Here is a 14,365-nt window from a genome sequence, read left to right on the forward strand (position 1 = left end):
AAAGAAGAGATGAGCGGTTGAGCGCCTCCTGAAATTACATCTCTACGAGGCGCTCGGTTTGATAATGTCCCGCTACGCGATCATGAAGCGATCAAAAAACTCACTCAACTCAGCGTGTGCACCGAGGGGCAAGATGTTAGCGACATGCTGGTCAGGTCGAACCACCACCATACAGCCGCTTGAGCGGTCGATGCCGCGCTGCTCGAAAATATCCAACCCCGCCTCTGCATGGAATACCTTTTCGTAATCTCTGAGTCCATATTTTCCTTTGGCAGGCCACAGGTAGTCCGGCAGCCTTTCAATCAAGAGATCCTGCTGCTGGAACACCGCATAGACATCGATAACCGAGTCGATATCGGTTCCCTCAGGCGTATATTTTTTGACCGGCGACGATTTATCACTCTCCAGAAACCTCACCAGCTTGTACACGTCCGAGGCGGTATCTACCGGGCTCTGCTGATTACCGAAAATAAAGATGCGCCAGCGCCCATCCGCCTTAACCAGATGCCCCAGATGTTGTGGCCTGCCATCCGCCACGCGACGCGCTTCGGCCGAATGGAAGCGCTGACCGATCTTGAACCCGGTCGCCAGCTGCTGGTTCTCTTCGCCCATGCAGATAAATGACGAGTCGTAGCCAATCGAAGTGCCCGCGATAAAACCGTTCTGCCTGGAGATAAATTTCTCGATATCCGCGGTACTGGTCCTGGCCTGCCCCGCATCGTTATTTGCTGAAGGGCGCGTTGCCACCAGGGCTGACATCTGTCGGTCGGCATTGATCAGCATCTGTGCAACCTTGCGTCGCTCCGATGCGTAGGTCTGCAGCAATGTTGGATGCGACTTGCCCTGCAGCACCGCCGCCAGCTTCCACCCGAGATTGAAAGTGTCCGGCAGTGATGTGTTCAAGCCCCAGCCACCCTTGGGGCTGTGGGTATGGCAGGCATCGCCGGCCACAAAGGCGCGGGGAATGAGGCCTTGCGGATTGCCCACGGGGGTGTCATCAAAGCGCTCGGCAACACGCTGTCCCACCTCGTAGATCGACCACCAGGCCACCTCCTTAACATCCAGCGTGTACGGATTCATGATCAGCTTCGCCTTGGCGATGATATCGTCGACGGTGAGTTCAAGCTGCGATGCGCGTTGATCCTTGCTCAACAGGTCGAGCTCTACATAGAGCCGAACCAGATACCCCCCTTCACGCGGGATCAGCATCACCGCACCGTTCTCTCTGGACTGGATAAAACTCTTGACCCGGATATCGGGGAAGTCGGTGACCAACAACAGATCCATCACGCCCCAGGCCTTATTGGCGGAGTCCCCCTGCAGCGCGATCGACAGGTTTTTGCGCACCGCACTGCGTGCGCCGTCACAACCCACCACATAGCGCGCTTTAATGGTTTCTACTTTGGCGGATTGAGCCGCATCGTTGCGCTCAAAGGTTGCCGTGATCGGATAGGCACTGAGGTCCTGAGTGAGGTCGGCATCCACATCCAGTTCCAGCAGTCGTCGGCTGTAGTGTGGAACCAGGTGGGTAACGGAGTGTTCCATCCCTTCAAGCAGTAGTTCGTGCAGGCGCGCCTGGTTAACGACACCGTGGGTAAATTCGGAGAGACCCAGTCGTGCATCGGGCACCTTGTGTGTACGTTTGATGTTTTCAGGATGCTCGCTGTCCGGCTCCCAGAAGGCGTTCCGGTGCAGCTGGTAGCACTCTTTAACCAGCATTTCGCTGCAGTTAAAGGCTTCCATGATCTCCATGGTGCGGCAGGATATCCCGTCGGCCTGGCCAAACAGCAAGGGGCCGGGCTTCTGTTCGACGATACAGGTTTTGATATCCGCGAACTCCGCCAGCTGCCTCGCCAACGCAAGCCCCGCGGGACCGCAGCCGACGATCAACACATCCACCTCCTTGGGCAGATCCACCATCGGCGGCGGAGTGGCTGGTTCTCGAGCGGAATCCGGGATCTGGTAGTTACCGGGTTTAAAACCGTTGAGATGATATTGCATCGCGAAATCCTCTTATCCTTATTCGCAGGCTCGCTATGACCTTGGCCTGTCGTGTTGCATTTATTGATGCTGTAAAGCCTACGCGGATAAGGTTGTAGGATTTGTCACCTTAAAATGGGGACAGTGGATTTTGTCAGCCAAGGCGGGGGCGAACCGAAATGGGGGAATCAGAGAACCACGTGGGCACGGGCGCCAATAACCCCGTCTTTAAAGGTTCGCTTCCGGACGCTTATTGGTTATTGACTGGCGACCAGTATCCTTAACGCCACCCCCGCCGCTGCGGTACGATTCTCCACCCCAAGCTTGGGGAATATCTGTTCCAGATGCTTGTTCACGGTGCGCGGGCTCATATCCAGTATTTCCGCGGCTTCACGGTTGGTCTTGCCGTTGGTGATCCAGTACAGGACTTCGGATTCGCGCTCGGTCAGATCCAGCTTTTCGCGCAGCAGCGACGCACCGTCGGTACGCTGACGGTCGAGCAGTTTCATCAGCTTTTCACCATTTTCCTGCCGGTCGATCAGTTTGACCGCGAGCGGGTAGTCGAGGCCGTCCAGGTTGAGTTGCTCCTCCAATTGCGGCCGGTGCTCCAGCCAGTAGCGGATCTGGGGGGCAAGGCTGGTTTGCTGCCAGTGTTCGTCGGCACGGGCTCGGGCCAGCAGGGCGTGCGCCTGCGGTGTTGCCCACTTGACTCGCCCCTCATCGTCCACCGTCAGCAGGTGCTGACCGAGACTGTCGAGCGCCGTCTGCGCACTGCGCGCCAGACGGGCGTTGCCCAGGTGCACCTTCATCCTCGCCAGCAGTTCATTGGGCTTGATCGGCTTGGTCAGGTAGTCCACCCCACCCGCTTCCAGCCCCTTGATCACATCGCCGGTCTCGGTGAGCCCGGTCATGAAGATTACCGGGATCGACGCCAGCTCCGGGTCGGCCTTGAGTGCACGGCAGGCTTCGAAACCATCCATATGCGGCATCACACCGTCCATCAGGATAATATCCGGTCGCATCCGCTTGGCAATGGTCAGCGCCTGGCGGCCCTCCAGCGCCACCAGCACATCGATACCCGCCGCTTCCAGCGCATCGTTGATCAGGCTCAGCGTATCGGGCGAATCATCCACCACCAGGGCGATGTCGGTGCGTGTTCTGTCACTGTTCATGGCTCTGATCGCTCCAGGAACTGGGCCAGCCGTGCGAACTGCAGGCTGACGGTCAGCTGTTTCAAGTGTTCCAGCGTATGCTCATCGAGCATCCCCAGTTGCTCCAGTTGGGTGAGGGTTTCGCGCACGCCCTTGCGATAACCGATTTCGGCATAGGCGCGCAGCTCATGGATCAATTCGTGGTCCGGGAGCTGCAGCCCAGCCTCCGTTTTGATAACCGCAGACGCTACTCGATCTCTTGGAGTGACAGCAGTCTCGTCCCGTTGGTAGACCCACTCCAACTGCAGGTAACGCGCCATCTTGTCCAGCAACGCCTGATTCTCTACCGGTTTCACCAGATAATCGTCATAAACCGGGGCCTTGTCGGGTTCCCCATGATATTCCCGGGCATCGGCCGATAGCATCAGTATCGGCGCATCTACAGCCCGCCGACGCAGTTCCTGCGCCAGCTCCAGTCCGTTCATGCCGGGCATCGAGATATCGAGCAGAAAAAGGTCCGGTTTGCCGTTCTCCAGCAGGCTCAGGCAAGCGTTGGCATCACGCGCTTCCAGGGTAACAAAGCCCAGCGGCGTCAACAGGTCGGACAGCAAACCGCGCAGCACCGGATCATCATCCACCAGACAGACGGTGCGCCGGGCACCGGCATAGCCGACAAGACGCTGAGCACTGGTTTTTTTCCGGGCTTGCGGGTCGAGCCAGGGCAGCATCAGACTGACGGAGAAACAGCTGCCCTGCCCCGGCACGCTGTCAACCCGCAGATCGCCGCCCATAATCTCGGTCAGCAGTTTGACGATGGTCAGCCCTAAACCGGTGCCCGGCAGATTGGGGCTGTCGGCGGTACGCACCCGCTCAAACGGATCGAAGATCCGCGCCAGGTGCTCCTCGGGTATCCCCGGCCCCGTATCGCGGATATTGAACTCCGCGACCTGGTTACGATAATGGATTTCGAACTCGACCTGGCCGCCGGCGGTATATTTCACCGCATTGGAGAGCAGGTTGATCAGGATCTGACGCAGCCGTTTCTCATCGGCACTGACCAGTTGCGGCAGCGGGTCGAGTGTCCGGCAGTGAAATGCGATCCCCTTGCTCCGCGCCTGCATGGCGAACATATCGGCCAGCTGATCGATCAGCTCCGGCAGCTGCACCTGATTGCGGTACAGCTCCAGCCTGCCAGCCTCGATCTTTGAAATATCCAGCAGCCCCTCGATCAGGTCAGCCAGATACTGGCCGCTACGGTGGATGGTGTTCAGCCCCGGTAGCATCCGCTCCGGGGTTTCCGCCTGATCGCCGAGCAGCTGGGCATAACCGAGAATCGACTGCAGCGGCGTGCGCAGCTCGTGGCTGATACCGCTGATGTAGCGACTCTTGGCCGCATTGGCCCGCTCGGCCTGCTCCTTGGCCTGCTGCAGCGCCCTATCGGTCTGTTCATGGGCTTCGATCTCCCGGATAAGCTTGCGGGTCTGCCGGTTGGACTCTTTCTGCGCGACGAGGCGGCTCTCATGGGCTAGCAGGAAGAACCAGGTCACCACACCGGACGCGATCAGCAGAATAAAGAACAGCGTCCACAATGTCTGACTGAGCAGTTCGATCTGTACCGGCTCCTCCGGCCGCATCTGGCGGTAGACCAGTGCCAGCAGCGCCCCCAGCAACAGGTTGAACGGCACCAGCATGCCGACAAAACGGCCAAATCGCGAGTTGATCGAGCGCACCACACGGCGCGGCAGAAACATGCGAAGAAAGGCGACCAACTGAGCCGAGAAGCGTGCCCTCGGCTTACAGCTGTCCATACAGCGGGCATCCAGTGAGCAGCACAGGGAGCAGATCGGCTGACCGTAGGCCGGGCAGTAACTCATATCCTCCCGCTCGAAATGGTTCTCGCAGATGCCGCAATGGATATTCGCGCCAGGCTGGTTACTGCCGTGGGTGATCAGCTCCAGCTCAACGGGTTGTCGGGCCAGATAGAAACGCCCCTTGGTCACCCAAGCGATCAGCGGTACGGCGATAAAACAGGTGAGAAGGCTGACAAAGTGCGACAGTGTCTTGGCCACCTCGCCGAACCAGCCCAGGTAGCAGAGCATTCCCAGTACCGTGGCCAGCAACATGGAGCCGGTGCCCACCGGGTTGATGTCGTACAGGTGGGCGCGCTTGAACTCCACATAGGAGGGGCTCAAGCCAAGGGGTTTGTTGATCAGTAGATCGGCCGCCAGAGAGGCGAGCCAACTGACGGCGACAATGGCGAAGATGCCGAGTATCGCCTCCAGCGCCTGGTAGATCCCCAGCTCCATCAGGATCAACGCGATCGCGACATTGAACACCAGCCAGACCACGCGGCCCGGATGACTGTGGGTCAGCCGTGAGAAGAAGTTGGACCAGGCGATGGAGCCGGCATAGGCGTTGGTGACGTTGATCTTCATCTGCGACAGGATCACCATCAATGCCGCCAGTACCAGCGACACGGAAGGCGACTGGGTCAGGTAGGTGAACACCATCTGGTACATGTAGGTAGGGTCGCTGGCCCGGCTGAACGCCTCGCCCTGGCTGATGGCGAGGTAGGCCAGAAACGAACCCAGCAGCATCTTGATCAGGCCTACGAACACCCAACCCGGACCGGCCAGAATCAGCCAGAACCACCAGCGGCGTTTGTTGGACTCGGTTTTCGGTGGCATGAAACGCAGGTAATCCACCTGCTCGCCAATTTGCGCCACCATGGCGAAGAAGACCGACGCGGCAGCGCCAAACAGCAAAATATCAAAGTGGTCGCTGCCGGATCGGCTAATCGGCGCGAAGCTGACCCAATCCCCCATGCGCTGGTATTCATACACCACAACCACCACCAGGGCCGTGCATTGCAGCAGCAGCCAGAGGGTCTGCGTTCCCACCTGAAACCGGCTGATCGCCGAGATACCGTGGGTCACCACCGGAATCACCGCCAGGGCACAGATCACGTAGCCAATCGACAGGGGAATTCCAAACAGCGCTTGCAGCGCCGAGGCCAGAATCGCCGCCTCGATGGCAAAGAAGATAAAGGTGAAGGATGCGTAGATCAGCGAGGTGATGGTGGAACCCAGGTAGCCGAACCCGGCCCCGCGGGTCAGCAGGTCGATATCCAGGCCATGTTTGGCGGAGTAGTAGCTGATCGGGAAGCCGGTGATAAAGAACACCAGGCAGACCACCAGCATCGCGATCAGCGTATTGGTAAAACCGTAACTCAGGGTGACCGCCGCCGCGATCCCCTCAAGCGCCAGAAAGGCGGTGGCGCCCAAAGCGGTTTTGGCGACCCGCTCGATCGACATCCGCCGCCCCGTCCTCGAGGTGAAGCGCAGCGCGTAGTCCTCAAGCGTCTGGTCGGCGACCCACTTGTTGTAGCGGCGTCGCACTTTGAGGATGGTCTGGGACGGCAACATGCTGTCGACTCAGTTCCCGGTTGTTCGCCGACCGCAACCGGACAGCGTCAGATGGACGATCGGGCTGCCAGTGCCGTGGAAGGCTTGGTCCAGTTCTGCATCACGCATTGGATACCTCGAACGAACCGACCAGCTGTTGGAGTTTCGAAGCGGTCACGCGCGCCTGATCGGAGCTGTGGTTCAGCGAGCGGATCGCATCGCCCATCTCTGCACTGATATGCGCCACGTCGCCGGCGGTTTTGCCGTTTCGCTGACTGCTCTCATCGATATGCTTGATGATGGTGAACATCTGCTCGACCAGATCGTGCAACTGGGCGTTATCGGTGGAGGCGCTCTGGGTCATCTTCAGGTTCTGATCCACATCCTCGACCCCCTTCTCCATAAACCTGACCGCCTCGCCGCTCTCGACCTGGATACGCTCGATTTTGCTGCCGATATCCTGGGCTGCCGCCTCGGTACGTGCCGCCAGCCCGCGTACCTCGTCGGCAACCACGGAGAAGCCGCGTCCATGCTCACCCGCCCTTGCTGCCTCGATGGCGGCATTGAGTGCCAACAGGTTGGTCTGCGCGGTTATCTCGGTAATCACATTGACGATCTCGCCGATCTCGGAGGTGCGTTGATTCAACCCCTGCATCCGTTCGGCAGAGGTCAGGACCACGTCACGAATCGTCTGCGTACCGGCGCGGGCGCTCTCATAACTGCGCCGTGCCTCCTCAACCACCCGCTCCATCGCCGCCCGCATCTCCTCGGCGGTGGTCGATGCCCTGGAGATATCCTCCAGCTGCGCCGACACCAGTGCCATCATGTCGTCGATAGCATTTTTTACCCGGCTCGCCGAGTGGTGCGCTACCTGGTTGCGCTCCTGCATGGTGTTACTGGTTTGCTCGACACCATCGGCAGCCCTGATCACCTGACCGACGATCGCATCGAGATTGTCGACGAAACTGTTGATCCAGCGCGACAGGTCGTTGGTCTCGTCGTTGGACATGCTGTCGGTATCGATCCGCTGTCGCAGGTTACCCTCGCCCTCGGCCAGGGTGCGGATCACCTTGGTCATTCGTGCCATTCGGCGCGACAGGCGCTTGGGACCGCAGGCCATGTAGGTCAGACCGCCCGCCAGCAGCAAGCCGGCCTCAACCGCGTAGGCGATCAGATCTGGCATCGCAATTAGCTGCTGCGCAGCGATACCCAGGCCCCAGGCAGCTCCCATGGTCAGCGTCAGCAGGCGGCCCTGCTTATAAGCCAGGGATCGGCGCCGGTACACCTCCTCCAGATCCGCTTCGCACATCATCCCCCAGCGATCCGGCGATCCCGGCAGCTGAAAGGTAACGCCCTTGCCGATTACGGGAATGTGCCGATAGTCGGAATAGCCCGGATAGAGCACATAGAGGTTTTCCCCCTTACGGATCGTCTCCCGCACCCCAGGATGCAGCTGTCCGGTAGCGGGATCGGTAAAGCGGATCTCGAACTCGGTGTGCTGCTGGATGCGTACGGTACCGAAACCGGTGTGGATACCGCCCTTGAGGTTCTCGCCATGGGAAAAGGTGTCGTCCTCGAAGCGGGAGCGCGACAGCGCGACGCCCTGCTGTATGCTGCGATCGAAACGCGACTCCACCATAAACAGGTAGTTGTCGCCGGACTCGGGATAGATGTGGCCGGCTTCGCGCTGAATCAGGTCTCCGAGCACATCGTTAGGCACCCGCCCACAGACGCACCCTTTGGTCTCGCCGTCGACGACCAGGGGCTGATAGAACATCAGCGTGACCTGATCGTGAAATCGCGAGCTTGATGGCCCCAGTGTTTCGGTTACCGGGTCCCTGTACGGCCCGTGCAAAAATGGCTGTTTCAGCCCCTCGGCCAGTGCGCGGCTATCGATATCCTTCGCGCCTATGCGGTTGCGGGCCGTTGAAAATGAAACCTCGCCCTCAGGAGTAACAAAAAACAGTTCGGAAAAATCGTCGGCCTGGCTCAATTTCGCCTGGAACAGTGGGGGATCGATCCTGGGGTAGTGGTCGGCCAGTTGATCGGCAAGGTTTTCGACATGGCTCCACTGGCTCTTGGCCCAACGTTCAAGGATTGCCACACGGATACGCGCTACACCATCGAAAGTATGTTCAAGCACTTCGGTGGCATCGCGATTGAGCAGGCATGACCAGCGCATGGCCAACTTACCCGTACTTCCAAACCAGGGTAACCATCGACGTTCAGTGCTGGAAAGATGCATCTGGTGGCTTTTGAACTGCGTCATTCACTCCCTCCTGAATCAAAAGTCGGAAGTGACAAAGCAATAGACGGGCCAACTGCGTGTGAGGAAATACTTGGAAGGAAAATCCTACAAGTGCACAAAAAGCACCGTAATGGTGCTATATGTTCACCTATTGAGCATAATTGGCACCAAAATAGTGCGGATTCCCGGTTTTTTGATAAGGCATATCTTCAACCGACAGAGTCGTTCAAGATTTCACCAATCACGAATTGCGGTAGCGCACTCAAAGCGCACCAAAACGACCCATTGTCTCGCTATACCCCTAAACGATCCCGCATCGAGTAGTACCATGCCCCGACAGCTTTGAACGGCGCCTGCAACAGGTGGCCACCGGGGAAGGAGTAATGCTTGAGCGCGGCAAAGGCATCCTCAGAGTAGTTTTTGAGGCAACCGCATGATCTCCTCCTTTGGCAACGGTCTGCTATAAAGAAAGCCCTGAGCAGCGTTACATCCATGGGAGGCCAGGAAATTGGCCTGCTCAATCGTCTCGATCCCTTCTGCGACCACGCTTTGCCCCAGGCCACGTGCGATGTCGAGCACCGCCTTGACCAGCACCAGGTTGCGACGGTCTGCACTGTTGATGAAAGAGCGGTCGAGTTTCAGTGTATCGATCGGCAGCCGTGTCAGGTAGGCCAGCGAAGAGTAACCTGTGCCGAAGTCATCCACGGCGATCGTTATGCCCATGTTCCGCATTGCGCTCAGCGTCTCGATCGTATCGGTATTCTCCTCGAGCAGCAGGCTTTCCGTGATCTCGATCTCGATCCACTCGGCCCGGCAGCCGCTCTCCTGCAGAATATCGGCGACTCGACCGGCCAGGTTTGGCCACTGAAACTCCTTGGCCGACAGGTTGACCGCCACCTTGTGCGGAGGCCGCCCTTCGGCGTTCATCTCGACCGCGGTTCGGCAGGCTTCCCGTAGCACCCACTGCCCCAGCTCCTTGATCAGAGCCGACTCCTCGGCAATGGGAATAAACTGGTCTGGCGGGATCATACCCTTTTCGGGATGACACCATCTCAGCAGCGCTTCGGATCCGATCATTATTTGATCATTCAGCATCAACTTGGGTTGGTAGTGCAACTCCAGCTCGCCACGTTCGATGGCACGGCGTAGCTCAGATTCCAGCAGCAGACGTTCGTTGGCCAGGGTCGTCAAGTCGGCACTATAAAAACGGAACGCGTTACGCCCCGAGCGTTTTGCCTGATACATCGCCGTATCAGCATATCGCAGAAGATCGTCCGCCTCGGTGCCATCATGGGGATAGGTCGCAAGCCCTATGCTACACGAGACAAACACTTCACGTTCATCCAGCAAAAAGACCTCGTTGAACGCTTCAAGCACCCGTTCGGCGATCTGACTCAGGTACACGGCATTATTGATCTTCGGCAGTACTACGGCGAACTCGTCCCCGCCCAGACGTGCCACCATATCCCTGTCACGCACACAAGCGCACAGACGCTTGGCTGCCTGATGCAGAAGTCCGTCTCCGACAGGGTGTCCCAGCGTGTCGTTCACCGCCTTGAAGTGGTCCAGATCAATCAGCATCACCCCGGCCATATGACCATGCTGTTTTGCATTGCCGAGCATCAGCTTCAGCGAGTCGTTGAAAAAGCCGCGGTTCGGAAGCGATGTGAGCGTGTCGTAGTAGGCCATCCTATGGATCTTGTCCCGGGAAGCGCTCAGTTCGGTTATGTCACGCGCCACACCAAGAATACCGACCGCCGTGCCGTCGGGTCCCGGTACCGGAACCTTGCGCGTTTCAAGCAGGATGGTTTCACCACTGCCGGCATGAGTGACCCACTCTTCGTTGATCAGTGTCTGGCCGGCCGCCAGCGCGGCACGGTCCTTTTCGCGGAAAAAGTCCGCTATATCCCTTCCGAACAGGTCGTAATCGGTTCCTCCGACGATCTCCTTCTCACTCTTGCCGACCAGCCCCTCGAACGCGTGGTTACAGAGTAGATAGGTACCCTCCGCATCTTTCAACCACACCTTATCGGGGATGGTGCGCAGTACGGTGTGCAGGTGCCGCTTGGCCTCATCAATGACCCGCTCCGTCCGCTTGCGATCGGATATGTCGCGTGAAAGTACAATAAATCGGGATGAAGAATGTCCAGAGCCCGACTTTTTGACAATGGTGTGTTCGAACCAGCCGGTTTCACCGTTCTGTTGCTCGATGGGGATGACGAGGCCGCTGCAGCGCCCTTTCATGTCTGCTTCCAGAATTGCCGCCATTGCAGTTCCCGCCGCCTGCGGATGCAGAACCTCCTCGACCGTTCGACCGACCAGGAACTGCTCGTGCAGCGCCAGCAATGCCGGATCCTTGGCCCATACTCTGTGATAGCGCCCATCCAGGTCGACCTCGAACAGGGTGTCCGGGATTGCCTCGAGTATCACTTCGGAAAACTCGACCGCTTCCTGGAGTTGCCGTGCGATCTCGTCCTGAGCGCTGAGTCCGTCCGGAACTGTTGATCGCTGTTGCTCTTTGGATATGGACATTTCGATGTCTTGAAAAAACCTGTCATGAGATACTATCCCGTCATGATCGGATTTCGCAATTACACTTTTCGCTCAGACTCCCAAATTATCTCTTTAAAAACAATAGAGTGGGATTATTCCTACTGAAATAGAAGGCTATTCCTACCGCCGGGATCAAGGCGGCTTTTCACTTCTTTGCCCGCCTATACCCCTAAACGATCCCGCATCGAGTAGTACCATGCCCCGATAGCACTGAACGGCGCCTGCAACAGATGGCCACCGGGGAAGGGGTAGTGTTTGAGTGCGGCAAAGGCGTCGAATCGTTTGGAGTCGCCCAGGATACGCTCGGACAGCAAGCGTCCTGCCAGGTGGGTATAGGTTACGCCGTGGCCACTGCATCCCTGTGAATACAGGATGTTGTCATCCAGCATACCGACCTGCGGCAAGCGTGAAAGTGTCATCAGGAAGTTGCCGGTCCAGCGGTACTCGATCTTGACCGCTTCCAGCTGAGGAAAGGTTTTCAGCATCTTGGGCCGAACCAGGCGTTCGATATCCTGCGGATCGCGGGCACCGTAGACCACGCCGCCACCGTACAACAGCCGTTTATCGGCGGAGAGTCGGTAGTAATCGAGCAGGTAGTTGCAGTCTTCGATGCAGTAGTCTTGCGGAATCAGCGCTTTCGCCAGATCGTCGCCGAGCGGCTCGGTGGCGATCACCTGGGTGCCGCAGGGCATGGACTTGGCTTTCAGCTCCGGCACGAGACCGCCCAGATAAGCGTTACCGGCGATCACCAGGGTTTTGGCCCTGACACTGCCGCCCTTGGTGACGACAATCGGTTGCTCCTCGCGGGAGATGGCGATTGCCTCCGAGCGTTCGAAGATCTGACCACCCAGTTTGCGCACCGCCTCGGCCTCACCGAGCGCAAGGTTGAGCGGATGGATATGGCCCCCGCCATGATCGAGCATACCGCCGACATAACGTTTGCTGGCCACCACGCCGCCTATTCCGTTTGCATCGAGCAGTTCAAGCTTGTCATAACCGTAACGCTCCCAGAGCGCTTTCTGGTGCTCGAGTTCGGTCATCTGTTTGCCGTTCAGCGCCGCGAACACGCCGCCATCCTTCAGATCACACTGGATCGAGTAACGTTCGACGAGCTCACGGATAATGCGGCCGCCCTCGAACGCCATCGCGCCTAACTGCTCCGCTATCCGATTGCCGGCCGTGCGCTCGATAACATCGATATCGCGGCTGTAGCTGTTGACGATCTGACCGCCGTTACGCCCGGATGCGCCCCAGCCCACACGCGCCTGCTCCAGCACCACCACATCGACACCACGCTCCAGCAGGTGCAAGGCCGCCGACAGCCCGGTATAACCGGCACCGATGATGCAGACATCACAGTCGATATCGCCCTCCAACCGGGGATACTCAGGGTGAACATTGGCAGACGCGGCGTAATAGGAGGCGGGATAGTTCAGATCCAGGTTGCTCATAATCACACGCTCAGTAACAGGAATTCACGCTCCCAGGAGCTGATCACCCGTTTAAAGTTTTCATGCTCGGCACGTTTCACCGCAATGTAGCCGTCGACGAAGGCATCACCCAGGTACTGACGCGCTGCCGCCGACTGCTCCATCCGCTCCACCGCACTTTCAATGGTGGTTGGCAGACTGAAGTTCTTGCGCTCGTAGGCGCGGCCGGTGCAGGCCGCCGAAGGCTCGATCTTCTCCATCATCCCCATATAGCCGCACAGCAGGCTGGCGGCGATCGCCAGGTAGCTGTTGGCATCGGCACCGGCCAGGCGATTCTCGATGCGCTGGTTGGCCGCATTGGATTCCGGTATGCGCAGACCGCAGGTACGGTTGGCATAGCCCCACTCCACGTTGATCGGCGCTGAGGTGTCCGGCAGGAAACGGCGGAACGAATTCACATTCGGTGCCAGTAAAGGCAAGAATTCCGGGATGTAACGCTGCATCCCGCCGATGTGGTATTTGAACAGCTCGCTCATGCTGCCATCGGGATCGCTGAACACGTTGTTACCGGTTTTCACATCCAGCACGCTCTGATGCAGATGCATGGCACTGCCGGGCTCGTTGCTGATCGGCTTGGCCATGAAGGTGGCCAGCACGCCGTGCTTCATCGCCGCTTCGCGCATTGTGCGCTTGAACACCTGAACATGGTCGGCCAGCATCAGCGGGTCGCCGTGGAGAAAGTTGATCTCCATCTGCGCGGTACCCTCTTCATGGATCAGGGTATCGATCTCCAGGCCCTGGTACTCGCACCAGTCGTACATATCCTCGAATAACGGGTCGAACTCGTTGGCGGCCTCGATGGAGAATGACTGCCGGCCGGTTTCCGGACGGCCGGAACGCCCGATGGGCGGCACCAGCGGCACGTCGGGGTCGTCGCAGCGCTGGGTCAGGTAGAACTCCATCTCCGGCGCCACCACCGGTTTCCAACCCTGTTCATCATAGAGCGCGAGCACTTTTTTCAGTACATTGCGTGGCGACAGTGCGATAGGGTTACCGTCGCGATCATAGGTATCGTGGATCACCTGAGCCGTGGGCTCCTGCGTCCAGGGCAGCAGGAATACAGCATCTGCGTCGGGCTGGCAGACCATATCGATATCGGCCGGGTCGAGCAGAGAGTAGTAGATATCGTCGTCGACCCAGTCGCCGGTCACGGTCTGCAGCAGCACACTTTCCGGCAGGTGCATCCCGCGCTCGTAGAGGAATTTATCGACCGGCGAGATCTTGCCACGCACGATGCCGGTCAGGTCACTGATAACACACTCCACCTCAGTCACCCGGTTCTCCTTGAGCCAGGTTTCAAGCCGCTGCATCTGATCCCCCTGTACAGGTCTCTTATTGCCGATTGGGTGCGCCGCAAGGGCGCCGAGTACCTGAAAAGCTTAGTTAACTAGACCGCATCCTGCCTCAGCAGGTGCTTTTTCGAACGACGTTACAACCAAAGCCCCAAAGGCGCAATCGTACCGCCGCAGGCTTAATAAAATTAATATGTTGACTTTATTCGGGGCATGGCATTCACTCGATATCAGCGGGAACTGAAGT

At 58.5% G+C, this 14,365-nt stretch carries 7 protein-coding genes; all 7 read right to left on the reverse strand.

Annotated elements, in window-relative coordinates:
* Positions 1–72 precede the first annotated feature (72 nt).
* Complete coding sequence (locus tag KQ940_RS08750) at positions 73–2,001, reverse strand: FAD-dependent monooxygenase (protein WP_217413088.1); 1,929 nt, start codon at positions 1,999–2,001, stop codon at positions 73–75.
* Between the two features lie 236 nt (positions 2,002–2,237).
* Positions 2,238–3,152, reverse strand: a complete 915-nt coding sequence (locus KQ940_RS08755; RefSeq protein ID WP_217413089.1) for a response regulator transcription factor — start codon at positions 3,150–3,152, stop codon at positions 2,238–2,240.
* Entirely contained in the window at positions 3,149–6,556 is a 3,408-nt protein-coding gene (locus KQ940_RS08760) for a hybrid sensor histidine kinase/response regulator (RefSeq protein WP_217413090.1), read from the reverse strand. The genes KQ940_RS08755 and KQ940_RS08760 overlap by 4 nt, the downstream gene beginning before the upstream one ends.
* A gap of 100 nt (positions 6,557–6,656) precedes the next feature.
* A complete protein-coding gene (locus tag KQ940_RS08765) occupies positions 6,657–8,804 on the reverse strand; it encodes a methyl-accepting chemotaxis protein (protein ID WP_217413091.1) in 2,148 nt (715 codons plus the stop codon).
* Between the two features lie 387 nt (positions 8,805–9,191).
* Positions 9,192–11,315 (reverse strand): putative bifunctional diguanylate cyclase/phosphodiesterase, encoded by a 2,124-nt coding sequence (locus KQ940_RS08770; protein WP_217413092.1) that lies wholly within the window; start codon positions 11,313–11,315, stop codon positions 9,192–9,194.
* A gap of 182 nt (positions 11,316–11,497) precedes the next feature.
* Positions 11,498–12,787 (reverse strand): NAD(P)/FAD-dependent oxidoreductase, encoded by a 1,290-nt coding sequence (locus KQ940_RS08775; RefSeq protein ID WP_217413094.1) that lies wholly within the window; start codon positions 12,785–12,787, stop codon positions 11,498–11,500.
* A gap of 2 nt (positions 12,788–12,789) precedes the next feature.
* Positions 12,790–14,136: a glutamine synthetase family protein gene (locus KQ940_RS08780; protein WP_217413095.1), complete on the reverse strand. Its 1,347-nt coding sequence runs from the start codon at positions 14,134–14,136 to the stop codon at positions 12,790–12,792.
* Positions 14,137–14,365 lie beyond the last annotated feature (229 nt).

Source organism: Marinobacterium ramblicola, from assembly GCF_019084545.1.
GTDB classification, from domain to species: domain Bacteria; phylum Pseudomonadota; class Gammaproteobacteria; order Pseudomonadales; family Balneatricaceae; genus Marinobacterium_D; species Marinobacterium_D ramblicola.